General features: G+C 72.7%; 25 protein-coding genes. 14 read left to right on the top strand and 11 right to left on the bottom strand.

What is annotated here, in order from left to right; all coding sequences use genetic code 11:
• Nucleotides 1-60 precede the first annotated feature (60 nt).
• The 5 genes from ACH5AC_RS16095 to ACH5AC_RS16075 all read left to right on the top strand — a co-directional run bounded on the left by ACH5AC_RS16095 (nt 61) and on the right by ACH5AC_RS16075 (nt 6,478).
• Nucleotides 61-2,100 (top strand): bifunctional aldolase/short-chain dehydrogenase, encoded by a 2,040-nt coding sequence (locus ACH5AC_RS16095; RefSeq protein ID WP_398862426.1) that lies wholly within the window; start codon nt 61-63, stop codon nt 2,098-2,100.
• A gap of 8 nt (nt 2,101-2,108) precedes the next feature.
• On the top strand, nt 2,109-3,545 hold the full coding sequence (locus ACH5AC_RS16090) for a rhamnulokinase family protein (RefSeq protein WP_398862694.1): 1,437 nt from the start codon (nt 2,109-2,111) through the stop codon (nt 3,543-3,545).
• 73 nt (nt 3,546-3,618) lie between these two features.
• Nucleotides 3,619-4,374 (top strand): (Fe-S)-binding protein, encoded by a 756-nt coding sequence (locus ACH5AC_RS16085; protein ID WP_398862424.1) that lies wholly within the window; start codon nt 3,619-3,621, stop codon nt 4,372-4,374.
• Nucleotides 4,371-5,849 (top strand): LutB/LldF family L-lactate oxidation iron-sulfur protein, encoded by a 1,479-nt coding sequence (locus tag ACH5AC_RS16080; protein WP_398862423.1) that lies wholly within the window; start codon nt 4,371-4,373, stop codon nt 5,847-5,849. Before ACH5AC_RS16085 ends, ACH5AC_RS16080 begins: the two co-directional genes overlap by 4 nt.
• Nucleotides 5,846-6,478 (top strand): lactate utilization protein C, encoded by a 633-nt coding sequence (locus ACH5AC_RS16075; RefSeq protein WP_398862422.1) that lies wholly within the window; start codon nt 5,846-5,848, stop codon nt 6,476-6,478. Before ACH5AC_RS16080 ends, ACH5AC_RS16075 begins: the two co-directional genes overlap by 4 nt.
• Before the next feature lie 9 nt (nt 6,479-6,487).
• On the opposite strand, the gene ACH5AC_RS16070 is transcribed toward ACH5AC_RS16075, so the two are convergent.
• From ACH5AC_RS16070 to ACH5AC_RS16060, 3 genes are all read right to left on the bottom strand, one after another.
• On the bottom strand, nt 6,488-8,029 hold the full coding sequence (locus ACH5AC_RS16070; RefSeq protein WP_398862421.1) for an FAD-dependent oxidoreductase: 1,542 nt from the start codon (nt 8,027-8,029) through the stop codon (nt 6,488-6,490).
• Nucleotides 8,030-8,195: 166 nt separating this feature from the next.
• Entirely contained in the window at nt 8,196-8,615 is a 420-nt protein-coding gene (locus ACH5AC_RS16065) for a CBS domain-containing protein (protein WP_398862420.1), read from the bottom strand.
• A gap of 108 nt (nt 8,616-8,723) precedes the next feature.
• Nucleotides 8,724-9,119 (bottom strand): winged helix-turn-helix transcriptional regulator, encoded by a 396-nt coding sequence (locus tag ACH5AC_RS16060; protein ID WP_398862419.1) that lies wholly within the window; start codon nt 9,117-9,119, stop codon nt 8,724-8,726.
• Between the two features lie 108 nt (nt 9,120-9,227).
• On the opposite strand from ACH5AC_RS16060, the gene ACH5AC_RS16055 reads away from it, so the two are divergent.
• From ACH5AC_RS16055 to ACH5AC_RS16040, 4 genes are all read left to right on the top strand, one after another.
• Nucleotides 9,228-10,073: an SDR family oxidoreductase gene (locus tag ACH5AC_RS16055; protein WP_398862418.1), complete on the top strand. Its 846-nt coding sequence runs from the start codon at nt 9,228-9,230 to the stop codon at nt 10,071-10,073.
• 96 nt (nt 10,074-10,169) lie between these two features.
• On the top strand, nt 10,170-11,027 hold the full coding sequence (locus ACH5AC_RS16050; protein ID WP_398862417.1) for an AAA family ATPase: 858 nt from the start codon (nt 10,170-10,172) through the stop codon (nt 11,025-11,027).
• On the top strand, nt 11,024-12,382 hold the full coding sequence (locus ACH5AC_RS16045; protein ID WP_398862416.1) for a VWA domain-containing protein: 1,359 nt from the start codon (nt 11,024-11,026) through the stop codon (nt 12,380-12,382). Before ACH5AC_RS16050 ends, ACH5AC_RS16045 begins: the two co-directional genes overlap by 4 nt.
• A gap of 97 nt (nt 12,383-12,479) precedes the next feature.
• Nucleotides 12,480-13,457, top strand: coding sequence for an NAD(P)-dependent alcohol dehydrogenase (locus ACH5AC_RS16040; RefSeq protein ID WP_398862415.1), 978 nt, complete (start codon nt 12,480-12,482; stop codon nt 13,455-13,457).
• A 39-nt stretch (nt 13,458-13,496) separates the two neighbouring features.
• Here ACH5AC_RS16040 and ACH5AC_RS16035 read toward each other — a convergent pair whose 3' ends face one another.
• The 3 genes from ACH5AC_RS16035 to ACH5AC_RS16025 all read right to left on the bottom strand — a co-directional run bounded on the left by ACH5AC_RS16035 (nt 13,497) and on the right by ACH5AC_RS16025 (nt 15,615).
• A complete protein-coding gene (locus ACH5AC_RS16035) occupies nt 13,497-13,862 on the bottom strand; it encodes a cupin domain-containing protein (RefSeq protein WP_398862414.1) in 366 nt (121 codons plus the stop codon).
• A gap of 89 nt (nt 13,863-13,951) precedes the next feature.
• Nucleotides 13,952-14,923: a pyridoxal-phosphate dependent enzyme gene (locus ACH5AC_RS16030; protein WP_398862413.1), complete on the bottom strand. Its 972-nt coding sequence runs from the start codon at nt 14,921-14,923 to the stop codon at nt 13,952-13,954.
• Entirely contained in the window at nt 14,920-15,615 is a 696-nt protein-coding gene (locus tag ACH5AC_RS16025) for a transcriptional regulator (protein WP_398862412.1), read from the bottom strand. Before ACH5AC_RS16025 ends, ACH5AC_RS16030 begins: the two co-directional genes overlap by 4 nt.
• Nucleotides 15,616-15,844: 229 nt before the next feature.
• Between ACH5AC_RS16025 and ACH5AC_RS16020 the strand changes: the two genes are divergently transcribed.
• Nucleotides 15,845-16,663 (top strand): SAM-dependent methyltransferase, encoded by an 819-nt coding sequence (locus ACH5AC_RS16020; protein ID WP_398862411.1) that lies wholly within the window; start codon nt 15,845-15,847, stop codon nt 16,661-16,663.
• An 18-nt stretch (nt 16,664-16,681) separates the two neighbouring features.
• Here the strand turns inward: ACH5AC_RS16020 and ACH5AC_RS16015 are convergent, their stop codons facing one another.
• On the bottom strand, nt 16,682-17,602 hold the full coding sequence (locus ACH5AC_RS16015) for a helix-turn-helix domain-containing protein (RefSeq protein WP_398862410.1): 921 nt from the start codon (nt 17,600-17,602) through the stop codon (nt 16,682-16,684).
• 97 nt (nt 17,603-17,699) lie between these two features.
• On the bottom strand, nt 17,700-17,930 hold the full coding sequence (locus ACH5AC_RS16010) for a DUF397 domain-containing protein (RefSeq protein ID WP_398862409.1): 231 nt from the start codon (nt 17,928-17,930) through the stop codon (nt 17,700-17,702).
• Nucleotides 17,931-18,057: 127 nt separating this feature from the next.
• Between ACH5AC_RS16010 and ACH5AC_RS16005 the strand changes: the two genes are divergently transcribed.
• The 4 genes from ACH5AC_RS16005 to ACH5AC_RS15990 all read left to right on the top strand — a co-directional run bounded on the left by ACH5AC_RS16005 (nt 18,058) and on the right by ACH5AC_RS15990 (nt 21,940).
• The gene (locus ACH5AC_RS16005) at nt 18,058-18,516 is read left to right on the top strand and encodes an ATP-binding protein (protein WP_398862408.1); all 459 of its coding nucleotides are present in this window, start codon (nt 18,058-18,060) and stop codon (nt 18,514-18,516) included.
• Entirely contained in the window at nt 18,513-18,995 is a 483-nt protein-coding gene (locus tag ACH5AC_RS16000; protein ID WP_398862407.1) for a hypothetical protein, read from the top strand. Before ACH5AC_RS16005 ends, ACH5AC_RS16000 begins: the two co-directional genes overlap by 4 nt.
• Before the next feature lie 636 nt (nt 18,996-19,631).
• Entirely contained in the window at nt 19,632-21,026 is a 1,395-nt protein-coding gene (locus ACH5AC_RS15995; RefSeq protein WP_398862406.1) for a diacylglycerol/lipid kinase family protein, read from the top strand.
• An 89-nt stretch (nt 21,027-21,115) separates the two neighbouring features.
• Nucleotides 21,116-21,940: an SAM-dependent methyltransferase gene (locus tag ACH5AC_RS15990; RefSeq protein ID WP_398862405.1), complete on the top strand. Its 825-nt coding sequence runs from the start codon at nt 21,116-21,118 to the stop codon at nt 21,938-21,940.
• A gap of 36 nt (nt 21,941-21,976) precedes the next feature.
• Here the strand turns inward: ACH5AC_RS15990 and ACH5AC_RS15985 are convergent, their stop codons facing one another.
• From ACH5AC_RS15985 to ACH5AC_RS15975, 3 genes are read right to left on the bottom strand one after another with little or no spacing between them, the layout of a single operon-like run.
• Entirely contained in the window at nt 21,977-22,243 is a 267-nt protein-coding gene (locus tag ACH5AC_RS15985) for a DUF4235 domain-containing protein (RefSeq protein WP_398862404.1), read from the bottom strand.
• Nucleotides 22,240-22,761, bottom strand: a complete 522-nt coding sequence (locus tag ACH5AC_RS15980; protein ID WP_398862403.1) for a DUF3618 domain-containing protein — start codon at nt 22,759-22,761, stop codon at nt 22,240-22,242. Before ACH5AC_RS15980 ends, ACH5AC_RS15985 begins: the two co-directional genes overlap by 4 nt.
• Nucleotides 22,758-23,174 carry a phage holin family protein gene (locus ACH5AC_RS15975; RefSeq protein WP_398862402.1) on the bottom strand — a complete coding sequence of 139 codons (417 nt, stop codon included), beginning with the start codon at nt 23,172-23,174 and terminating at the stop codon, nt 22,758-22,760. The genes ACH5AC_RS15980 and ACH5AC_RS15975 overlap by 4 nt, the downstream gene beginning before the upstream one ends.
• Nucleotides 23,175-23,262 lie beyond the last annotated feature (88 nt).

Genomic DNA, 23,262 nt, shown 5'->3' with positions numbered 1-23,262 from the left:
GTTGACCGCGCAGTTCCCCGCGCCCCTGTCGAGCTCGCCCTCTGTTGAAAAGGAACTGGAATGGCTGTTCATCCTGAAGCCGCTGCTCTGCTCGGTCGGTCGCATCGGCTGGGTGCTGATCCTCGGAACACGAACTACGCCGGTGGGAACGCCTCGGCGAAAGGTGTCGACACGGACCCGGTGACCGGCGGGGACGTCGAGCTGATGTGGGTCAAGGGGTCCGGTGGGGACCTCGGGACTCTGACCGAGGCGGGGCTGGCCGTGCTGCGGCTGGACCGGCTGAGGGCCCTCGTCGAGGTCTATCCCGGGGTCGACCGTGAGGACGAGATGGTCGCCGCGTTCGACTACTGCCTGCACGGCAAGGGGGGTGCCGCGCCCTCGATCGACACCGCCATGCACGGGCTCGTCGACGCCCCGCACGTCGACCATCTGCACCCGGACTCCGGGATCGCGCTCGCCTGCGCCGCCGACGGGGAGAAGCTGACCGCCGAGTGCTTCGGCGACACCGTGGTGTGGGTGCCCTGGCGGCGGCCCGGCTTCCAGCTGGGGCTGGACATCGCCGCCGTGAAGGCCGCCAACCCGCAGGCCATCGGGTGTGTGCTCGGCGGGCACGGGATCACCGCCTGGGGCGACTCGGCCGAGGAGTGCGAGCGCAACTCGCTGCACATCATCCGGACGGCGGAGAAGTTCCTGCAGGAGAAGGGGAAGGCCGAGCCCTTCGGTGCCGTCGTCGAGGGATACGAGCCGCTGCCCGAGCGTGAGCGACGGGAGCGGGCGGCCGCGCTGGCGCCGTACGTACGGGCCATCGCCTCCCAGGACCGGCCGCAGGTCGGGCACTTCACCGACGCGGACGTGGTGCTGGACTTCGTCTCGCGTGCCGAGCACCCGCGGCTCGCGGCCCTCGGCACCTCCTGCCCGGACCACTTCCTGCGCACCAAGGTGCGGCCGCTGGTGCTGGACGTGCCGCCGTCCGTGCCGGTCGAGGAGGCCGTGACCCGGCTGAGGGAGCTGCACTCCGAGTACCGGGAGGAGTACGCCGCCTACTACGAGCGGCACGCCGAGCCGGACTCCCCCGCCATGCGCGGCGCCGACCCGGCGATCGTGCTGATCCCGGGCGTGGGCATGTTCTCCTTCGGCAAGGACAAGCAGACCGCGCGGGTGGCCGGCGAGTTCTATGTCAACGCGATCAATGTGATGCGCGGGGCGGAGGCCGTCTCGACGTACGCGCCGATCGAGGAGTCGGAGAAGTTCCGCATCGAGTACTGGGCGCTGGAGGAGGCCAAGCTTCAGCGGATGCCGAAGCCGAAGCCGCTGGCCACGCGGGTCGCCCTGGTCACGGGTGCGGGGAGCGGCATCGGCAAGGCGATCGCTCACCGGCTGGTGGCCGAGGGCGCGTGTGTCGTCGTCGCCGATCTGAACGGCGAGAACGCCGCCGCCGTCGCCGAGGAGCTGGGCGGGCCGGACAAGGCCGTCGCGGTGACGGTGGACGTCACCTCCGAGGAGCAGATCGCCGACGCCTTCAAGGTGGCCGTGCTGGCCTTCGGTGGCGTGGACCTGGTCGTGAACAACGCCGGGATCTCCATCTCCAAGCCGCTGCTGGAGACCTCGACGCGGGACTGGGACCTGCAGCACGACATCATGGCGCGCGGTTCCTTCCTGGTGTCGCGGGAGGCGGCCCGGGTGATGATCGCGCAGCAGCTGGGCGGTGACATCGTCTACATCGCCTCGAAGAACGCCGTCTTCGCCGGCCCGAACAACATCGCCTACTCGGCGACCAAGGCCGACCAGGCCCACCAGGTGCGGCTGCTCGCCGCCGAGCTGGGTGAGCACGGCATCCGCGTCAACGGGGTCAACCCCGACGGTGTGGTGCGCGGGTCGGGGATCTTCGCCGGTGGCTGGGGGGCCAAGCGGGCCGCCGTGTACGGGGTGGACGAGGAGAAGCTGGGCGAGTTCTACGCCCAGCGGACCATCCTCAAGCGGGAGGTGCTGCCGGACCATGTCGCCAACGCCGTCTTCGCGCTGACCGGCGGGGACCTCACCCACACCACCGGGCTGCACATCCCGGTCGACGCCGGCGTCGCCGCCGCCTTCCTGCGGTGAGCGGTCCGGTGAAGTCGTACGCCGCGGTCGACCTGGGCGCCTCCAGCGGCCGGGTGATGGTCGGGCGGGTGAGCCCGGACTCGCTGGAGCTGGTCGAGGCGCACCGGTTCGTGAACCGGCCGGTGCGCCTTCCGGAGGGGCTTCGGTGGGACATCCTCGGGCTGTACGCGGGGGTGCTGGACGGGCTGCGCGCGGCCGGTCAGGTCGATTCCGTCGGCATCGACAGCTGGGCCGTGGACTACGGCCTGCTGGACGCCGACGGGGCGCTGCTCGGCAACCCGGTGCACTACCGGGACTCCCGTACCGAGGGGGTCCCGGAGAAGGTGTGGGCGACCGTGCCCGCCGAGGAGCTGTACGCGGCGACCGGGTTGCAGTACGCGCCGTTCAACACGCTGTACCAGTTGGCGGCGGCCCGGGAGACGGCCCAGTTCGGCCACGCCCGGCGGCTACTGCTGATCCCCGACCTGCTGTCGTACTGGCTGACCGGGGAGTTCGGCACGGAGCTGACCAACGCCTCCACCACCCAGTTGATCGACCCCGGCACCCGCGACTGGGCGTACGACATCGCCGCGCGCCTCGGCATCGACCTGGAGCTGTTCCCGCCGCTGCGGCTGCCCGGCGACCGGGCGGGGCTGCTGCAGCGGCGGGTGCTGGAGGAGACGGGGCTCACCGGTCCGGTGCCGGTGACGGCGGTCGGCTCGCACGACACCGCGTCCGCGGTCGCCGCCGTCCCGGCGGTGGGCGAGCGGTTCGCGTACATCTGCACCGGCACCTGGTCGCTGGCCGGTCTGGAGCTGGACGCGCCGGTGCTCACCGAGGAGAGCCGGGCCGCCAACTTCACCAATGAGCTGGGGCTGGACGGCACGGTCCGCTATCTGCGCAACATCATGGGGCTGTGGCTGCTCCAGGAGTGCGTACGGGCCTGGGGCGACCCGGATCTGGGCGGGCTGCTGCGGGAGGCGGCGGCGGTGCCGGCGCTGCGGTCGGTCGTGGACGCGGGGGACGCCGTGTTCCTCGCACCGGGGCGGATGCCGGAGCGGATCGCCGAGGCGTGCCGGGCGTCGGGGCAGCCGGTGCCGAAGTCCCGCGGTGAGATCACCCGCTGCATTCTCGACTCGCTGGCGCTGGCCCACCGGCGGGCGATCGAGGACGCCCAGCGGCTGGCCGGCCATCCGGTGGACGTGGTGCACATCGTCGGCGGCGGCACCCGCAACGCGCTGCTGTGCCAGCTCACCGCCGACGCCTGCGGGCTGCCGGTGGTGGTGGGCCCGACCGAGGCGGCCGCCCTCGGCAATGTGCTGGTCCAGGCCCGGGTGCACGGCATCGTCGGTGACCTCGCCGACTCCCGTCGGCTGCTGGCCCGGACCCAGCCGCTGACCCGTTACGAGCCGCGGGGCGACCCCGCCCGCTGGCAGGAGGCGGGGGCCCGGCTCGCCGCACGGTGAGCCGGGGTCTCCCCCACTCCTATGAGGCCGCGCTAGGCTGCACACATCCGATGATCAACCCCAAGGAGCCGCGATGCGTGTCGCACTGTTCCTGACCTGTGTCAACGACACGCTCTATCCGGACACCGGGCGCGCGGTGGTGAAACTGCTGACCAGGCTGGGTGTCCAGGTCGACTTCCCGATGGCGCAGACCTGCTGCGGACAGGCGCACTACAACACCGGCTACCGACATGAGGCGGAACCGCTGGCCCGGCATTTCTCCGATGTCTTCGGGGAGTACGAGGCGATCGTGACGCCGTCCGGCTCGTGCGGGGCGATGGTGCGGGAGCTGTATCCGCGGATGGGTGAGCGGGCCCGGGCCGAGGGCCGGGGCGAGGCGCTGGCGCGCACGCTGGCGCCGGTGGTGCCGAAGACGTACGAGCTGACGGAGTTCCTGGTGGATGTGCTGGGGGTGACGGACGTCGGCGCCTACTACCCGCACACGGTGACCTACCACCCGACCTGTCACGGGCTGCGCGGGCTGGGGCTGGGCGACCGGCCGCGGCGGCTGCTGCAGGCCGTGAAGGGGCTGGAGCTGGTGGAGCTGCCGGGCGCGGAGGAGTGCTGCGGTTTCGGTGGCACGTTCGCGCTGAAGAACTCCGACGTCTCGGCGGCGATGGGCGCGGACAAGGTGCGCAACGCCGAGTCGACGGGCGCGGAGGTGCTCTGCGCGGCCGACAACTCCTGTCTGATGCACATCGGCGGGACCATGACCCGGCTGCGGACCGGTATGCGGCCGGTGCACATCGCGGAGATCCTGGCGAGCACGGAAGGGGAGCCTGCCGTATGAGCGGGACGTTCGTCGGGATGCCGGCGTTTCCGAAGGCGGCGCACGAGGCCGTCCGTGACGAGACCCTGCGGGGCAATCTGCGGCACGCCACGCACACCATCCGCGCCAAGCGCGCGAAGGCGGTCGAGGAGGTCTCCGACTGGGCGGAGCTGCGGGAGGCCGGCAAGCGGATCAAGGATCATACGCTGCGTCACCTCGACCGCTTCCTCGTGCAGTTGGAGGAGTCGGTGACGGCGGCGGGCGGCATCGTCCACTGGGCGTCGGACGCCGCCGAGGCCAACGACATCGTGACCCAGCTCGTCAAGATGACCGGCGAGTCGGAGGTCGTGAAGGTCAAGTCCATGGCCACGCAGGAGATCGGACTCAACGAGGCGCTCGAGGCCGAGGGCATCCGTGCCTACGAGACCGATCTGGCCGAGCTGATCGTGCAGTTGGGCAAGGACCGCCCCTCACACATCCTCGTCCCGGCCATCCACCGCAACCGCGGTGAGATCCGGGACATCTTCCGCGCCGAGATGAGCGAGTGGGGCCGCCCGGCCCCGGAGGGGCTGACCGACACGCCCGCCGAACTCGCCGAGGCCGCGCGCCTGCACCTGCGGGAGAAGTTCCTGCGGGCGAAGGTCGGGATCTCGGGCGCCAACTTCATGGTCGCCGAGACCGGCACGCTGGTGGTCGTGGAGTCCGAGGGCAACGGGCGGATGTGTCTGACCCTGCCCGAGACGCTGATCTCGGTCGTCGGCATCGAGAAGATCGTGCCGACCTGGCAGGACCTGGAGGTGTTCCTGCAGACCCTCCCGCGTTCCTCCACCGCCGAGCGCATGAACCCGTACACCTCGACCTGGACCGGGACGACGGACGGCGACGGGCCGAGCACCTTCCATCTGGTGCTGCTGGACAACGGCCGCACCGACACCCTGGCCGACGAGGTCGGCCGCCAGGCCCTGCGCTGCATCCGCTGCTCGGCCTGTCTCAACGTCTGCCCGGTGTACGAGCGGGCCGGCGGGCACGCGTACGGCTCGGTCTACCCGGGGCCGATCGGGGCGATCCTGAGCCCTCAGCTGCGCGGCACCCAGAGCGAGATCGACGCCTCGCTGCCGTATGCGTCGAGTCTGTGCGGGGCCTGCTACGAGGTGTGCCCGGTGGCGATCGACATCCCCGAGGTGCTGGTGCATCTGCGGGAGCGGGTCGCCCAGGGCGGGCAGGTGACGCAGGACGGCAACAAGGTCGTGCTCAAGCCGGCGAAGGGGCACGCGGCCGAGCGGGCGGCGATGCGCGCGGCACGCTGGGCGTTCAGCCACCCCGGTGCGCTGCGGTCCGGGCAGCGGCTCGCCTCCCGCACCCGGCGCTTCCATCCGCGCACACTGCCCGGCCCCGGCAAGGCGTGGAGCGGGACCCGGGATCTGCCGGCGGTGCCGTCCGAGTCGTTCCGGGACTGGTGGCAGCGTACGAACGGTGGAAAGGGCGGTGCCAAGTGAGCAGCAGGGAGCGGATTCTGGGCCGGGTGCGGCGCGCGCTGGCCGATGTGCCGGGCGGCGAGGACGAGCCGATCGAGCGGGGGTATCTGCGGGAGCACGGGGAGCGCGGCGTCGCGGAGACGGTCGAGCTGCTGGCGGAGAACCTGGCGGACTACCGGGCGATCGTCCATCGGTGCACGGCTGCCGAACTCCCCTCCGTGATCGGCAGGTTGCTCGCCGAGCGGAAGGCGGGGTCCGTGCTGGTGCCGCCCGGTCTGGACGAGTCCTGGCTGGCCGGGGTGGACATCGCGCGGGTCGCCGATCGCGCCGGGAGCAGCGCGGACGAGCTGGACCGGGTCGACAGTGTGGTGACGGGGTGCGCGGTGGCCGTGGCCGAGACGGGCACCATCGTCCTCGACGGCTCCCCCGACCAGGGCCGGCGCCGGATCACGCTCGTCCCCGACCACCACATCTGTGTGGTGCGGGTGCCCGGCCAGGTGGTGTCCTCCGTGCCCCAGGCGCTCGAACGCCTCGACCCGGCACGGCCGTTGACCTGGATCTCGGGTCCGTCGGCGACCAGCGACATCGAGCTGGACCGGGTGGAGGGGGTGCACGGCCCGCGCACCCTGGAGGTGATCCTCGTCGGCTGACGCCGCCGCTCACAGCTCGTGCGGATCCAACGGGTGCACGGCAGGGCCCTGCACGACGTGTCCGTCGGGGCCGAACCGGGAGCCGTGGCAGGGGCATTCCCAGGCCCGTTCGGCGCGGTTGAAGGAGACCAGGCAGCCCAGGTGGGTGCAGCGCGCGGACACGGCGTGCAGTCCGCCCTCGTCGTCGCGGTGGACCGCGCAGCGCTCGCCGCCGAGCCGGAGGACGGCGCCGTCGCCGGGGGCGATGTCGTCGACCGACGACCGTCCGTCGGAGGTCGTCAGACGGTCTCCGACGAAGTGGCGGGCCACCTCGGCCTGCTGCTTGAGGAACGCGGCGCCCTCGCGGACGACGGAGGCGATGCGGCGGGGGTCGTAGAGGTCGCTCCACGGGGAGGCGCGGCCGGTGATCAGATCGCAGAGCAGCCGGCCCGCCATGACGCCGCCGGCGAGTCCCCAGCCGCCGAAGCCGGTGGCCACATAGGCGTGCCGGGTGCCGGGGTGGAGCGGGCCGACGAGCGGGACCGAGTCGGTGGGCTCGTTGTCCTGCGTGGCCCAGCGGTGGGTGAAGGACAGCGGGCCGAAGCGGTCCGTGGCCCAGGCGGCCAGCCGGTCGAAGCGCTCCTCCACGTCCTCGCCGGTGCCCGGGGTGAAGTGCTCACCGGTGACGATGAGCAGGCGCCGGCCGTCCGGGAGGGGCGCGGAGCGGACCGAGCGGGTGTTCTGCTCCGGGGTGATGTACATGCCGCGCGGGGCGATGGCCGGGTCGACGGGGGCGGCCACGACCACCTCGCGGCGCGGGGAGAGCCGGGTGAAGAGCAGGGCGCGGTCGAAGACGGGGTAGTGGGTGGCGACGACGACGGTCCGGGCGTCGACGGTGGTGCCGCCGGTGCCGGACTCGGTGGTCAGGACGCAGGGTTCGCCCTCGCTGAGGCCGGTCACGCGCGTGTGCTCATGGATCGCGCCGCCGAGCCGCTGGATGTCCTCGGCGAGGCCGAGCAGGTACTTGCGGGGGTGGAACTGGGCCTGTTCGGCGACCCGGACCGCGCCCGCGACGGGGAACGGCAGCTCGGTCGCGGTGACGAACTCGGCGGGCAGCCCGGCCTGTTCGGCGGCCTCCGCCTCGGCCCGCAGCTCGGGGACGCGGTCGGGGTCCTCGGCGTAGGTGTAGGCGTCGGTGTCCTCCCAGTCGCAGTCGACACCCAGCTCCGCCGCGGCCGCGGCGGCATGCCGGATGGCGTCCATCTGCGAGCGGGCGTACAGGCGGGCGCCCTCGGGGCCGCGGGTGCGGCGCAGCCGGTCGTAGATCAGGGTGTGCTGGGCGCTCAGTTTGGCGGTGGTGTGCCCGGTGACACCGGCCGCGATGCGCTGCGCCTCCAGGACGGCCACGGACCGGCCGCGCCGGGCCAGCTCCCATGCCGCGCTGAGCCCGGCGATACCCGCCCCGACGACGGCGACGTCGACGTGGAGCGGTCCCTCCGGCGGCGGCGCGGGGTTGCCGGGCGGCGCGGTCTGCAACCAGTAGGACCCATGGAGAAGCTCCGTCTCACGCATGCGAGCCGGGTTCCCGCAACACCCCACCCCACACGACACCGCCGGGTCTGTGTGGTGGCCGAGTGAGGCTTGTGCCGCAGGGTGGGGGGCCGGGCCCGTCCTCCGGCTCGATGGGCTTCGCGATGCCGGGCAGGGCCCAGACGACCGCTCGGACGGGGGCGCCGGGTCACTGGTTCGGACGGGACGCGCTGATGTCGCCGAGGGTCGACTCCGGGTCGCGTTCGATGGTCAGGTCGCCGAGGGAGACGATGCCGACCGGGTGGCCGTGCTCGACGACGGGGATGCGGCGTACGGCGTGTTCGCGCATCAGGTCGGCGGCCCGGTCCAGGTCGTCGTCCGGGGTGATGGTGATCAGGTCGTCGCTGCAGGTGCGGGCCGCGGTCGTCTCGTCCGGGTCCCAGCCCTCGGCGAGGGCGCGCACCACCAGGTCGCGGTCGCTGACCAGCCCGCGCAGCCGGTCCTCGTCCGTGACCAGGACGGTGCCGATGTTCTCGTCCCGCATCAGGCGGGCGACGGCCGTCACCGAGGTCTGCGGTTCCACGGTCACGGGCGCCGTGGTCATGATGTCGCGTACGTGCTGGGTCACGGCGTGCCTTCTTCCGGTCCGGGCGGTGCCCGTCACCGCCGTCTCCGGCCGGGTACCCGGTGGGCGCGGCCCGACCCGGCTTCCGTACGGCCTTCCGAGCGCGCGGCGCTACGCGGTGGCCGGCTCGCCGTCGTACTCCCGCCGGGCGCTCTCGACCTTGTCGAGGTTGTCGGCGGCCCAGGTGGCGAGGTGGGCGAAGAGCGGCGCGAGGCTGAGGCCGAGCTCGCTGATCTCGTACTCGACGCGGGGCGGGACCTCCGGGTGGTAGGTGCGCACCACCAGTCCGTCGCGCTCCAGCTGGCGCAGGCGCTGGGTGAGCACCTTGGGCGTGATGTTCGGGATGCCGCGCTCCAGCTCGACGAAGCGCCGGCGGCCGTGGGCGTGCAGCGTCCAGAGAATCGGGGTGGTCCAGCGGCTGAACACGATGTCCACCACGGGCGCGACGGGGCAGGCCAGTTGGGGGTCGGTGGCGACCGCAGTCCGCTTCGCGCGGGTGGTTGTCATCGGCTGCGCGTCCCTTCGGGGAAGTCACTTTCCTCTAGGTACCTACTATATCGACGCTGTTAGCGTCCTCAGCGAAGCGAACAGCCCATTTCTTCTGAGGAGTTACTCATGATCGTGGTGACGGGGGCGACCGGGAACGTCGGCCGGGAGCTGGTGCGGGTCCTCGCGGGGGCGGGCGAGCGGGTGGCCGCGACGTCGCGCGGTGTCTCGGAGGCGGAGGTGCCGGAGGGGGTCCGGGCGGTGCGGGCCGATCTGACGGACGCGGAGAGCCTGCGGTCCGTCTGCGACGGCGCCGACGCGCTGTTCCTGCAGAACGGGGGGACCAGTGCCCATCTCATCAACGCCCGGGACCTTCTCGACGTGGCGAAGGCGGGCGGGGTCGGGCGGGTGGTGCTGCTGTCGTCCCAGGGCGTGGTGACCCGGCCGGAGTCGCCGTCGCACGGGGGCATCGCGCGAGCCATCGAGGACGCGGTGCGGGACTGCGGGCTCGACTGGACGATCCTGCGCCCCGGCGGCTTCCACTCCAACGCCTACGCCTGGGCGGAGTCGGTGCGTTCGGGCCGGACGGTCGCGGCGCCGTTCGGCGACGTCGGACTGCCGAGCGTCGACCCGGCCGATATCGCCGAGGTCGCGGCCGTGGCGCTGTGCGAGGACGGACACGCGGGCCGCGTCCACGAGTTGACCGGTCCGGCGCCGACGACGCCCCGGCAGCGGGCGGAGGCGATCGGCGCGGCGCTCGGCGAGCCGGTGCGGTTCGTCGAGCAGACCCGGGAGGAGGCGCGGGAGCAGATGCTCGCCTTCATGCCCGGGCCGGTCGTCGAGACGACTCTCGCCATCCTGGGCGCGCCGACTCCGGGCGAGCGGCGGGTCAGCGGCGATGTGGAAGCCGTGCTGGGCCGGGCCCCGCGCGACTTCGCGGACTGGGCGCGGCGCCACGCGGCCGTCTTCCGGTGACGGTGGGCGATGCAGTGGGCCGGGCGACAGGCGTGACAAGCGTGGTGAACAAGCGCTTAGATAGGGCGCCCGTGCCCTCACCACCGGGAGGCCCCGTTGTTCACGTCCGTCGACGATGTCTCCGCCCGTCTGGCCGAGACCGGCTATCTGGCCTCCCCCGCGGTCGCCACCACCGCCTTCCTCGCCGACCGGCTCGGCAAGCCGCTGCTGGTGGAGGGCCCGGCCGGGGTCGGCAAGACGGAACTCGCCAAGGCCGTGGCCCAGGTGGCGGGCGCACGGCTGGTGCGGCTGCAGTGCTACGAGGGGGTCGACGAGTCCCGCGCGCTGTACGAGTGGAACCACGCCAAGCAGCTGCTGCGGATCAGCGCCGGCCGCGACGAGTCCTGGGACGAGACACGGACGGACATCTTCAGCGAGGAGTTCCTGCTGCCCCGCCCGTTGCTGACCGCGATCCGGGGCGACGACCCGAAGGTGCTGCTGATCGACGAGATCGACAAGGCGGACGTCGAGATGGAGGGCCTGCTGCTGGAGATCCTCAGCGACTTCCAGGTCACCGTCCCGGAGCTGGGCACCGTCACCGCGACCCGCCGCCCCTTCGTCGTGCTCACCTCCAACGCCGGCCGCGAGCTGTCGGAGGCACTGCGCCGCCGCTGTCTCTTCCTGCACATCGGCTTCCCCGACGAGGAGTTGGAGCGCAGGATCGTACGGCTGAAGGTGCCCGGCGTCGACGCGGCCCTGGCCGCGTCCGTGGTCCGGGTGATCGGCGCGCTGCGGGCGATGGACCTCAGGAAGGCGCCGTCGGTCGCCGAGACCGTCGACTGGGCGCGCACCCTGCTGGCGCTGGGCGCCGGCACGCTCGACGAGCGGGTCGTCCGGGACACTCTGGGCGTGATCCTCAAGCACCAGGACGACGTGCTCAAGGCGGCCGCCAAGCTCGACCTGGACGCGCTGTGACCACCGCGGCGGACCTCCCGGCCCGGCTGAGCGGCTTCGTCGCCGCGCTGCGCGCGCACGGCCTGCGCATCGGCACCGCCGAGACCGTGGACGCGGCCCGGGCCATGGAGGCGCTCGGCTTCGCGGACCGGGTGCTGCTGCGCGAGGGGCTGGCCGCCACGCTGCTGCGCACGGCCGGCGGGCGGCAGGTGTTCGACGCCGTCTTCGACCTGTACTTCCCGCGCACGGTCGGCGGGCCCGACAGCCGCCCGGCCGGCCGCGACGACCTGCGCGACCGCCTCGCCGACGCGCTCACCGCCGACGACTCCGCCCTGCTGGCGCGGTTGGCGGCCGAGGCGGTCGACGGACTGGGCGGATACGGGAGTTCACCGGGCGGGGACGGATGGTCGTCGTACCAGACACTGGAGCGGCTGCGTCCGCAGACCCTGCTGGCCCGGGTACGGGACAACCTGCGCGCGTCCGGCGACGGTTCGGGTTTCGCCGACCGGCTGCTGGAGGACGAGATCCGGCGGCGCATCGACGCCTTCCGGGCGCTGGTGGCGGTCGAGGCGCGGCGGCGGGTGGCCGAGCGGCGCGGCCGGGACGAGATCGCCCGGCGGGCTGTGGCCCCGACCGCCGACCGGGTCGACTTCCTGTACGCGGGCAGGGACCGGCTGGCCGAACTGCGCCGGACGGTGGGGCCGTTGGCGCGCAAGCTGGCCACGCGGATGGCCGCGCGCCGGCGCCGGGCCGCCCGCGGCACCATCGATCTGCGCCGTACGCTGCGCGCTTCGCTGTCCACCGGCGGGGTGCCGATGCGGCCGGTGCTGCGCCGACGCCGGCCCGTCCGTCCCGAGCTGGTACTGCTGTGCGATGTGTCGGGCTCGGTGTCCGGCTTCTCCGACTTCACCATGCTGCTGGTGCAGGCGCTGCACGACCAGTTCAGCAAGGTCCGGGTGTTCGCCTTCGTCAACCGGGTCGACGAGGTGACCGGTCTCCTCCGGCACGGCGCCGCCGACCCGGCGGGCCTCAGCGCCCGGATTCACGCCGAGGCGGCCGTCGCCGCCTGGCACGGCAGCAGCGACTACGGCACGGCCCTCGGCGAGTTCGCCGAGCGTCACACCGCCGCGCTGACCCCGCGCACGACGGTGTTCGTGCTCGGTGACGCCCGCACCAACCGGAGCGACCCCAATCTGCCCGCCGTGCGTGAGATCGCCCGCCGTGCCCGCCGCGTCCACTGGCTCAACCCGGAACCGCGTGCGCAGTGGGGCACGGGTGACTCGGCCGCGCCCGCCTATGCCGGGATCGTCGCCATGCACGAGTGCCGCAACGCCCGTCAACTCGGCGAGCTGGTGGGCCGGTTGCTGCCGGTCTGACGGCCGGCGCGTGACCGGGTCTCCCCTAGGGAGCCTCCCGGATACCGCGGGTCGGCCGGCTCCCCTACTCTCCGAAGAGGGGAAGAAGGAGGGGGCCATGAAGGCCATCGTGCAGGAGCGGTACGGCCCGCCGGAGGCGCTGGAGCTGCGTGACATCGAGCGGCCCGTGCCCGGTGCCGGGGAGGTGCTGGTGCGGGTGCGCGCGGCCTCGCTCAACGCCTACGACTGGCATTTCATGCGTGGCGACCCGATGCTGGGCCGCCCGACGATGGGGTTCACCCGGCCCCGGGTGCGCGTCCGGGGCAGGGACTTCGCGGGCGAGGTGGAGGCGGTGGGCAGCGGGGTCACGGCGTTGAAGCCCGGCGAGGAGGTGTTCGGCCAGGCCGACGGCACACTCGCGGAGTTCGTGTGCGCCCGGGCCGACGAGGTGGGCCCGAAACCGGCCAACCTCGGCTTCGAGCAGGCCGCCGCGATACCCCTGGCGGGGAACACCGCCCTGATGTGCCTGCGGGACACGGCCGGAACCCAGCAGGGCCAGAGGGTGCTGGTGAACGGCGCGTCGGGCGGTGTGGGCACGTTCGCCGTGCAGATCGCCAAGGCGGACGGCGCCGAGGTGACCGCCGTGTGCAGCGCGCGGAACGCCGGCCAGGCCCGTGCGCTCGGCGCGGACCACGTCGTCGACTACACCCGGGAGGACTTCACCCGCTCCGGGCGGCGCTACGACATCGTGCTGGACCTGGTGGGCAACCACTCCCTGGGAGCGCTGCGGCGCGCCCTCACCCCCACCGGGACGCTGGTGCTGTCCGGCGGAGGGGTGTACGAGGGCGGCAGTGTGGTCGGCCCCATGGGGCTCTTCCTCAAGCGCCGTCTGCTGTCGCCCCTCGTGCGTGGTCAGCGCCTGCTCGAATGCGCGGAGCGGATCGACACCGCGCATCTCGCGACGCTGCGCGAACTCGCCGAGGCGGGCACGGTCGTGCCGGTCGTCGAGCGGACGTATCCGCTGAGCGAGGCGGTGGACGCGCTGCGGTACCTGGAGACGGAGCACGCGCGGGCGAAGATCGTCGTCACCGTGTGATCGCGCGCGCGTGCCACCGGTCCGGCGTGTGCGGCCGGTTCAGGTGTCCTTGGCCTTCCCGTACTCCTTGGCCGTCTGCCCTTCGAAGTCGTACGCGACGCACTGCTCGTCGCCCACGACCCACGCGTCGTGTCCGGGCGAGCACACGAAGACGTCGCCGGGGCCGACTTCCTGCTCACCGCCGTCGTCCATACGGATGTGCATACGGCCCTGGACGACATAGCCGTTGTGGTTCATCTGACAGCTGTCCGTGCCCACGATCGGTCCCAGGGACTCGGACCACCGCCAGCCCGGCTCGAAGGTGCCCACGGCGAAGTCGCACCCCGTGAGGTGGACCACTTCGAGGTGGCCGCGGGGGAAATCACGCCGCTCGTCGGGCTTGTCGAGCGTCTTCACTTCCATCATGGTCCTGCTCCTTCCGCGCGGTACCGCACATCCGGCCGTTACCTCCTCATCGTCCGCCCGGCCACGCGGAGCCGCCATCCGAGGCGGCCTCACGCCCCGCACAGGCGCGCGAAGCGCTCGGCGTCGATGTTCCCGCCGGAGAGGATCAGCCCGGTGCGGGGCGGCAGCGGTCCGGCCCGCCCGGTGAGCAGGGCGGCCAGCGGGGTGGCGCCGCTCGGTTCCAGGACGATCTTCAGCCGCTCGAAGGCGAAGCGCATCGCGTCCCGGATCTCGTCGTCGCTCACCAGCGCGATCGCGTCGACGAGCCGCCGGTTGACCGAGAAGGTCAGCTCGCCGGGGATGTGCAGGGCCTGACCGTCGGCGATGGTGCGCGGCACGGGGACGGAGATGCGCCGGCCTGCCTCCAGCGACCGCTTGGTGTCGTCGCCGGCCTCCGGCTCGACACCGACGATCCGGATGTCCGGCCACAGCCCCTTGGCGGCCGTGGCGCTGCCGGCGATCAGCCCGCCGCCCCCGACGGGCACCACCAAGGCGCCCAGCTCGCCTACCTCGTCAAGGAGTTCGAGGGCGGCCGTGCCCTGTCCGGCCATGATGTGCGGGTGCTCGTAGGGCGGGACCACGGTCAGGCCCCGCTCGGCGGCCAGGGCCTCGGCGAGGGCGACGCGGTCTTCGGTGTAGCGGTCGTAGGTGATGATCTCGGCGCCGTATGCGGCGGTCGCCGCGCGCTTGGCGGGCGGGGCGTCGTCGGGCATGACGATCACGGCGGTGGTGCCGAGTTCCCGGGCGGCGAGGGCGACGGCCTGGGCGTGATTGCCGGAGGAGTAGGCGGCGATGCCCCGGGCGAGCTGCTCGGGGGTGAGCCGGGAGACCGCGTTGTAGGCGCCACGGATCTTGAACGCGCCGGCGCGCTGGAAGTTCTCGCACTTGAGGAAGACCTCGGTGCCGACCCGGGCGTCCAGGGTGCGTGAACGCAGCACGGGTGTGCGGTGGGCGACGCCCTTGAGCCGCTCGGCGGCGTCGCGGACGTCGTCGAGGGTGATCGGCGGGGGTGCGGTCGTCACGGGTGTGCTCCTTCGCGGTCGGTGGTCTGTGCGGCGGCCCTGGCCTGGGCGAGGTAGTGGTAGGCGGACGCCCGGGAGACGCCGAGCCGGGCGGCGACCAGCTCGACCGAGCGCCGCACGGCGAACACGCCCTGCTCGTCGAGGCCGCGGAACAGCGCGAGGCGGCGGTCCCGGTCGAGGGCGGCCCAGGTGCGGTCCTGCCGGTTGAGGTGCTGGTCGACGAGTGCGTCGACGACGGACTCGATGTCGTCGCCGAAGGTGGTCACCGGCGTGTCGGCGGCCCGCCCGGCGGCACCGGCGAGCGCGGCGAGCAGGGCCTGCGCCCGGTCGACGGCGGTGACGTCGACATTGACGCACAGGGCGCCGAAGACCGCGCCCTTCGAGTCGCGCAGCACCATGGTGGACGACTTCACCAGGCGGTCGGCGCCGGTCCGGGTGACGTAGTTCAGCTCGTCGGCGGCCTCGTCGCCGCGGGCGAGGACACGCATGCCGATCTCGCTCATCGCGCTGCCGACCGCACGCCCGGTCACCGCCCCGGCGACGGCGACCACCGACGCCTCGGGCCGCCGGTAGTCGTGCAGCACCACCTCGCACACCGGCCCGAAGGTGGCCGCGATGCCGTCGACCACGGGCCGCAGCGCGGCGAGGATCGCGTCCCGCTCGGCCTCCCTGGACTCGTCGCCGGTCGCCATCCACACCCTCCTCTGGACTGTTCGTCTACCAGCTGGACTGTACGTCCAGTTCGGCGGCACATCAAGCACTCGCACTGGTGACCGAGAGTTCACCGCCGCTCACGCGCCACCGCGCGCGCCGTCGTCACGGGGAAGGTCGGATCAACGGCTGGTGTCGCCAATTGCCGCCTCCCTACGATGTATTGTCGGTCGCGCCAGTCCACGGCGCGGTGCGGACCTGGGGGAAGAGATGCAGCCCGACAAGCAGCTGTCCACGTCGATCGATGCCACGGTGCCCACAGCCGCGCGCATGTACGACCACTATCTGGGCGGCAAGGACAACTACGCGGCCGACCGGGCCGCTTGCGCGGCGCTGGACGAGGTCGTCCCCAGCACCCGCGCCCTGGCGGTCAACAACCGCCGCTTCCTGCAGCGGGTCGTGCGGACCCTGACGCAGGAGTACGGAATACGGCAGTTCCTCGACCACGGCTCCGGCCTGCCCACCCAGGACAACGTCCACCAGGTCGCCCAGCGCATCGACCCCAGCGCCCATGTCGTCTACGTCGACAACGACCCGATGGTGCTGGTGCACGGCCGGGCCCTGCTGGAGCAGGACGAGCGCACCACGGTGATCCACGCCGACATGCGGCACACCGAGCACATCTTCACCCACGAGGACACCCGGCGGCTGATCGACTTCGACCAGCCGGTGGCGGTGCTGTTCAACTCGGTGTTCCACTGCATCCCGGACAGCGAGACCGACGGCCCGCAGGCCGTGATCCGCCGGGTGGTCGAACGCCTCGTGCCGGGCAGCTACCTGGTGATGTGCCAGCTCGTCAGCGAGGACCCGAAGGTCCGGGAGTTCGTCACCGACTTCATGGACAAGGCGACCCAGGGACACTGGGGCCGGGTGCGGGAGGAGCGGGACGTCGCCGAGTGGTTCGAGGGCATGGACATCCTCGAACCGGGCCTGGTGGAGGTCTCCACCTGGCGCCCGGACAACGAGGTGGCGCCCCGTCAGCTCACCCAGGAATGGATCGAGTTCGGCGGTGTGGCCCGTCTGCGGTAGCCGCTGCCGCCGGGGAGGTCACGGGAGCGGGTAGCGCCGGTCCCGGGTCTCCTCGATCAGTGCCAGGGACTCCCGCGGGTTGAGGGCCTCGTCGGCCAGCCGGTCCAGCGTGACCCGGTACTCCTCCGTCTCGTCCTGGTCCTCCAGGAAGGTGGCGCTCCTGATCTGCTCCAGATAGACCACATCGGGCAGATCGGAGCCGCCGAAGCGCAGATAGGTGAGCGGGAATCCCGGCGCGGAGGCATGGGTGACGTCCAGCGGCACGATCTGCACGGTCACCTGCGGGCGGCGCGCCATCGCCAGGAGGTGGTCGAGCTGTTCGCGCATCACCTCGTGACCGCCGAGGACCCTCAGCAGGATCGACTCGTCGAGGACCACCCACAGCTGCGGGGCGTCCACGCGCTCCAGCAACTGAGTGCGGCGCGTGCGTAGTTCCACCCTCCGCTCCACCTCACGGGCCGACGCGGTGGGCAGTCCCCGCCACACGACGGCGCGGGTGTACGCGGGCGTCTGCAGCAGGCCGGGCACGTACTGGGTCTCGAAGGTACGGATCGCGGTCGCCGCCTCCTGCAGTCCGACCAGCCGGTCGAACCACTCGGGCATGAGCCGCTTGTCGTACCGCTGCCACCAGCCCGGCTCCCCGGCCCGCCGCAGCAACTGCAGCAGCACCGACGCCTCGTACGCGTCGGTCCGGTACAGCTCCAGCAGCGCCCGCACATCGGCCTCGGTCGGGGGCCTGCGGCCCTTTCCGGCCTCTATGCGCGACAGCTTGGCGGGGCTGAAACCGATGGCGCGCGCGGCCTGGTCCTGGGCCAGGCCGGCATCCTCGCGGATGCCCGCCAACTGCACTCCGACCAGCATCTTCAGCAGGGTCGGGGCGGGCTCCGCGCGATTCAGATACGGTTCGAGGCGGGTGACGCGAGAGGGCTCGGCAGGCATCCTGACTCCCCGTGAACCGGCAGACGACACAGCCATTGTGGCACTCTGCCGCCGGGCACCGCACGGGGCGGTGCCCGACGACACGTCACCCGCCTTCTCACACCAGGTGGTCGAACTCCCCGTCCTTGGCTCCGGCGAGGAACGCGGCCAGCTCGGCCGGCGTGTAGACCAGGGCCGGGCCGTCGGGGTCGCGCGAGTTGCGCAGCGCGATGTCTCCCCCGTCCAGCAGGGCGACCTCGACACAGTTGCCCTCGGCATTGCTGTGGCTGCTCTTCGTCCAGCGGACACCCAGCGAACTCGCGGGCACTCCGTTGCGTACTGACGGCATCGCACTCTCCTCACTCGTGGCGCAATTTCTCGTGAAATTGCACGAGGCCATCGACAGCGTGGATAATAGCGGTGCCGTCAACCGCCCTTTCGGCGCCCCGATCCTGACGTCGCCTCAGGGAGATGCCGTGTCATCACCTGCGCAGTTCCGGAACCAGGAGTCCGCCCGTGACTCGTCCAGAACGGCCACCCTGCACATCACGGGCACCCGGGAGGGCTTCGCCGAAGCGCGGGACTTCACCCACCGCACCCTTGACCGCTGGGAACTGGGCCAGTGCACCGAGGACGCGGTCACCGTCGTCACCGAGCTGGCCGCCAACGCCGTACTGCACGCGCTGCCGGACGTCCCCGCGGGCGGTGCCGACGTGCGGCTGCGGCTCAGCGTGCGCAGCTCCCACCTGGTGTGCGCGGTCACCGACCAGAGCGACACACCGCCCGTCTACCCGAGTCCGGACGACTCGCTGCTGGAGCACGGCCGCGGGCTGCACATCGTCGAGGCCCTCTCGGAGCACTGGGGATGGACCCGGCGCGCCCCGCTGGGCAAGACCGTCTGGGCCATGCTGCCGACCCGCCCCCGCGTGACATGAGCGGGCCGCAGGGAGCCCTCGCCGATCTCTCCCGGGTGCCCTGGCCCGAGATCAAGGACTCGACCGGGTCGGCCGCGGCGATCCCGTTCCTGCTCGCGACCGTCGCCCGGGGCGACGAACCCGCCGCCCGGACCGCGCTCGACCAACTCCGCGCCCGCATCTGCCAGTACGGCTTCGTCGTGGACCAGGCGACGGCCGCGACCGTCCCCTTCCTGTGGGAACTGGTCCAGCTCCCCCAGGTCTCCTGCCGGGCCCGGATACTGCGCCTGCTGAAGGACATCGCCGACGCCCGCCAGTGGGAGACCACCGCCGCGACCTACCCCAAACTGCTGCGCCACCGCGACAACTACGTGGAATGGGAACGCGAGGCCCGCCGCGCGGTTCACGCCCAGCGTGGCGTCCTCGACCACCTGCGCACCGAACCGGACACGGACATCGCCCGCGCCCGCGCGGAACTCGCGGCCACACTCGACACCTGAACCGCAGGCTCCGGTTCCTGCCGGCCGAGCCTACTGGTCGAGCGGGGGCAACTGCGGGAAGCAGGGGGGCGACGAGACGCCAACGCCGACTGCCCGAGGCGAGCCGCTGTCCGGTACGGCAGGCCCCGCGGTGGCTCACCAGCCCCCGGTGCGCCGCGCCCTCGACCGGCCGCCCGCCGAACCGGGAAGCGGAGAGATGCGAACGCCGCGGCGGCTCAACGCCCAGTGCGCCATGTGCATCTGCGCTCGGCGGCCACGCCTCGCCGCCGGCCCGCTACAGCCACTCCGCCGCCGGGCCGCACGCGCCCCGGCCCCATCAGGCGGTGCGCACCCGCCGGTCTCCGCGCCCAGCCGCGCGCGGCCGGTGAGGGTTGGCACCCACCGGACTCTCCTCCGGGCCGCGCACGGCCCGGATCAGCTGTGTATCCGGGAGCCATGCCCCGTGAGGTCCCCGCCGGCCCGCGCGCGGACCGGATCCACCGCCCGCCGCCCGTGTCACCGCCGAACCCGGCCCCGGTCCGCAGGTGCTTCCCCGGCACAAATCCCCCAGGTCCGCGCCCCGTTCACGCCCGGCACAGCCGCCGTACGAGGGCCCCGCCCCTGCGCTTACCATGGCGCCGACGAGTGGAGGACGCCGTGAACGTGGATCTGAGTGGGCAGGCTCATCGCCGGCAGCGGTGGGCGGCCCGGATCTCGCTGGGCGCGGCCGTGCTGGCGGTGCTGCTGCCGCTGGGCTACGGCGGACTGGCGGGGGTGCTGCTCGTCGCCGCCGGACTGGTCGGCGCGGCCGTCACGGCGGGCGCCGCGTGGTGGGCGCTGTCGCATCGCGGGCCGGTCCGGGCCGTGGCGACCGCGGTGGCCGTCGCCACGCCCGTCACCGTCGTCTATCTCCTCGCGACCGTCCTGCTGTGGTCGCTGGCCGCGTCCCTGCTGCTGGGCGCCCTCGCCGTCGCGAGTGGACGGTACGCGCTGCACAGCACCGGACAGCGGGTCCGCGGGGTCAAGGAGCACCGGACACCGCCGCCGACCAGGCCGTTCCTGATCATGAACCCGCGCTCCGGGGACGGCAAGGTGGAGCGGTTCGGTCTCGTGGCGAAGGCCGAGGCGCTCGGCGCGCGGGTGCACCTCCTCGACCCGGGGCAGCCGCAGGACGTGGTGGCCCTCGCCCACACCGCGGTCAGCGAGGGCGCCGACCTGCTGGGCGTGGCCGGCGGTGACGGCACCCAGGCACTGGTCGCCTCGGTGGCCGCCGAGTACGGCATCCCGTTCCTCGTGATCAGCGCCGGCACCCGCAACCACTTCGCGATGGACCTCGGCCTGGACCGCGACGATCCGGCCGCCGGCCTGGACGCCCTCACCGACGGCGTGGAACTCCGCGTCGACCTGGGCTTCGCGGGCGGCTACCCCTTCGTCAACAACGCCTCCTTCGGCGCGTACGCGGAGGTCATCCGGTCCCCCGCCTACCGCGGCGACAAGATAGGCACCGCGCTGGAGCTGCTCCCCGATCTGCTCACCCGCCGACGCGGAGCCCAGCTCACCGCCCACGCCTCGGGGCGGGTCCTCGCCGATCCGCACGCCGTCCTGGTGAGCAACAACGCCTACCGCACGGACGACCCGCTGGGCCTCGGCCGCCGCGAGCGGCTCGACTCCGGGCTGCTCGGCGTGCTGGGCATCCGCGTCGACAGCGCGGCCGAGGCGGCCGGTCTGCTGCTGCACCCCGAGCCGGAGGGGCTGGTGCTGCTGACCGCCCGTGAGGTGGTCGTGCACAGCGACCGGCCGGAGCTGGAGGTCGGCATCGACGGCGAGGCCGTACGGCTGCCCGCCCCCGTCCGCTGCGCCGTCGCCCCGGGTGCGCTGCGCGTCCGTGTCCCGCGCACCCGCCCCGGCGTGCCCGACGTGCCGCCGCCGCTGGACTGGCGCCGCCTGCGCAAGCTGGCCGCGTCCGTCGGCCGCAGCGCGGCACCGAGGCGCTTCGGCCGTCGGCCCGTCTCCCCCACGCCGACCGTTGGCGAAAACACCACGGTACGCTGACGTCCGATGCGTCAACGTCCCTTGGGCACCCGGCAGTTCCCCTAGGGTGGTGGCGCGTTGATCACCAGCACTCCACGGGAGGTCTTGCCGTGTCGGACTCCACCGCTCAGGACGCCACCACTCCGGGTGAACGCACCCGGATAGACACGTCCAAGCCTCACTCGGCCCGCTTCTGGAACTACTTCGTCGGCGGCAAGGACAACTACGAGGTCGACCGGGAGATCGGCGACCAGATCAAGGAGATCTTCCCGGGCCTGGTCGACGTGGCCGTCACCAGCCGCCACTTCCTGGGGCGGGCGGTGCGTCACCTGGCCGGAGAGCAGGGCATCCGCCAGTTCCTGGACATCGGCACGGGCCTGCCGACCGCTGACAACACCCACGAGGTCGCGCAGCGCGTCGCCCCGGACGCCCGGATCGTGTACGTCGACAACGACCCGGTCGTGCTGTCCCACGCCAACGCCCTGCTCACCAGCACCCGTGAGGGCAGGACGGCCTACCTGGACGCCAACCTCTACGAGCCGGAGGCCATCCTCAAGGCGGCCGCCGACACGCTGGACTTCTCCAAGCCGGTGGCCCTGATGATCCTCAACACGCTCGGCCACGTCGCCGAGTACGAGCAGGCGCGGGACCTGGTGCGACGCCTGATGGCGGGTCTGCCCTCGGGCAGCCACCTGGTGATCAGCGACTCCACCGCCACCAGCGAGGGCATGATCGCCGCGTCGGACGCGTACAACAAGAGCGGCGCCGTGCCGTACTACGTGCGCAGCGTCGAGGAGATCGCCGGTTTCTTCGACGGGCTCGACCTCGTGGAGCCGGGCGTCGTCCAGGTGACCGCGTGGCGCCCCGAAGCGACGGATTCGGCCAATCCCGCGATCGCCGTCGACGCGTACGGCGCGGTGGGCCGCAAGCCCTGACCCCGCCCCGGCGGCCCCGGCTCAGGCACGGATGTCTCAGCCCGGCCAGGTGCCGATCAGACGGCGGGTGGCGGTGGCACCGGCGCGGTCCACGGCCGCCTTGGTCACGGCGAAGATCGCGCCCTGGAGGGCGGCGGCGAGAAGGACCTCGCGCCAGGTGCGGTCCTCGTCGGTCGCGTCGGGGGCGTCCTCGTCATGGCCCAGCAGCTTCCAGGTCTGCTTGAAGGCCGCGCCGGCCATCATGCCGCTGACGGCACCGAGGGCGAGACCCACGGGCTTGTAGGCGATCTTGGCGGTCCTCATCGCCGGTGCCCCCTACGGCGGCGGACGGCCAGGGCGACGGCGCCGCCGGCCGCGGTGCCCGCGAACAGGGCAGTACGACGGCGCCGGGCGCCCGGCCGACCGCGCTCACCCTGGGCGAGCACCGGCCCCGGCGAGTCACCCTTCTCGACATGGCTGATCCGCGTGGCGGTGTCCCGGACCCGCTGCGCGGCCTCGACGGCGGTGTGCTGGACCGGTTCGGGCACTTTCTGCCGTACCTGCTCGGCGGTGTGCTGGACCGACTCCGGCACTTTCTGCCCCACTCCCGCGGCCGTGTGCCGTACCCGGGCGGCACGGGCGCGGGCCCGTTCGGTGAGGCGGGCGGTGGTGTGTCCGGCACGGGCCCTGACCTCGTCGGCCTTCTCCTGGGCCCGGGACCTGATGTCGACCCGGGCGGCGAGTTCCTCCACGGTCCGGCCCAGTTCCTCGCGGGTGTGCTCGATCTGCGCGCGCAGTTCCTCGGCGCTCGGGTTCCGGCCGGGCGTCCCGTCGCTGCTCATCGCTGTGCCCTTTCCTTGATCTCCGCCAGGTCGGCCCTGACGGTGTCGATGGTCTGCTCGGGCGCGGGCGGTGCGGCCCTGCGGACCTGCGCCCGGCCCACGACGGCCAGCACGGCGGCGATGACCAGCAGGGCCCCGGTCGTGATCAGACCCGCCGCCCACACCGGCAGGGCCAGGGACAGCGCGGCGATCGCGGTGGCCACCAGCGCCTGCAGGGCGAGGAAGCCGACCAGGCCGGCGCCGCCGAACATGCCACCGCCCAGACCGAAGCGCTTGCCCTTCTGCGTCATCTCGGTCTGCGCCAGCCGCATCTCGGCCCGGACCAGCTCGGTCAGCTCCCGGGACGCCTGCTGCACCAGCTCACCCACCGATGCCTCGGAGCGAACGCGGTGCCGCGGTTCCGTGACGGTCATGTCGGTTCATCCTCTCCGGGAGGGAGCCGGGAAGCGGGGCTGACGGCCGGGTACCCGGAACGCCGGGGCTGTCACCTGGAACCAGCCC

This window comes from Streptomyces sp. NPDC018693 (genome assembly GCF_044391385.1).
Lineage (GTDB): Bacteria > Actinomycetota > Actinomycetes > Streptomycetales > Streptomycetaceae > Streptomyces.
This window is presented reverse-complemented; position numbering and strand designations above follow the sequence as displayed.

Excerpts from the sequence above, each read along its gene's own strand:
- ACH5AC_RS16095 (WP_398862426.1), top strand. The coding sequence starts at position 61 with ATGGCTGTTCATCCTGAAGCCGCTGCTCTGCTCGGTCGGTCGCATCGG.
- ACH5AC_RS16085 (WP_398862424.1), top strand. The coding sequence starts at position 3,619 with ATGCGTGTCGCACTGTTCCTGACCTGTGTCAACGACACGCTCTATCCG.
- ACH5AC_RS16080 (WP_398862423.1), top strand. The coding sequence starts at position 4,371 with ATGAGCGGGACGTTCGTCGGGATGCCGGCGTTTCCGAAGGCGGCGCAC.
- ACH5AC_RS16070 (WP_398862421.1), bottom strand. The coding sequence starts at position 8,029 with ATGCGTGAGACGGAGCTTCTCCATGGGTCCTACTGGTTGCAGACCGCG.
- ACH5AC_RS16060 (WP_398862419.1), bottom strand. The coding sequence starts at position 9,119 with ATGACAACCACCCGCGCGAAGCGGACTGCGGTCGCCACCGACCCCCAA.
- ACH5AC_RS16055 (WP_398862418.1), top strand. The coding sequence starts at position 9,228 with ATGATCGTGGTGACGGGGGCGACCGGGAACGTCGGCCGGGAGCTGGTG.
- ACH5AC_RS16040 (WP_398862415.1), top strand. The coding sequence starts at position 12,480 with ATGAAGGCCATCGTGCAGGAGCGGTACGGCCCGCCGGAGGCGCTGGAG.
- ACH5AC_RS16035 (WP_398862414.1), bottom strand. The coding sequence starts at position 13,862 with ATGATGGAAGTGAAGACGCTCGACAAGCCCGACGAGCGGCGTGATTTC.
- ACH5AC_RS16025 (WP_398862412.1), bottom strand. The coding sequence starts at position 15,615 with ATGGCGACCGGCGACGAGTCCAGGGAGGCCGAGCGGGACGCGATCCTC.
- ACH5AC_RS16020 (WP_398862411.1), top strand. The coding sequence starts at position 15,845 with ATGCAGCCCGACAAGCAGCTGTCCACGTCGATCGATGCCACGGTGCCC.
- ACH5AC_RS16015 (WP_398862410.1), bottom strand. The coding sequence starts at position 17,602 with ATGCCTGCCGAGCCCTCTCGCGTCACCCGCCTCGAACCGTATCTGAAT.
- ACH5AC_RS16010 (WP_398862409.1), bottom strand. The coding sequence starts at position 17,930 with ATGCCGTCAGTACGCAACGGAGTGCCCGCGAGTTCGCTGGGTGTCCGC.
- ACH5AC_RS16000 (WP_398862407.1), top strand. The coding sequence starts at position 18,513 with ATGAGCGGGCCGCAGGGAGCCCTCGCCGATCTCTCCCGGGTGCCCTGG.
- ACH5AC_RS15985 (WP_398862404.1), bottom strand. The coding sequence starts at position 22,243 with ATGAGGACCGCCAAGATCGCCTACAAGCCCGTGGGTCTCGCCCTCGGT.
- ACH5AC_RS15980 (WP_398862403.1), bottom strand. The coding sequence starts at position 22,761 with ATGAGCAGCGACGGGACGCCCGGCCGGAACCCGAGCGCCGAGGAACTG.
- ACH5AC_RS15975 (WP_398862402.1), bottom strand. The coding sequence starts at position 23,174 with ATGACCGTCACGGAACCGCGGCACCGCGTTCGCTCCGAGGCATCGGTG.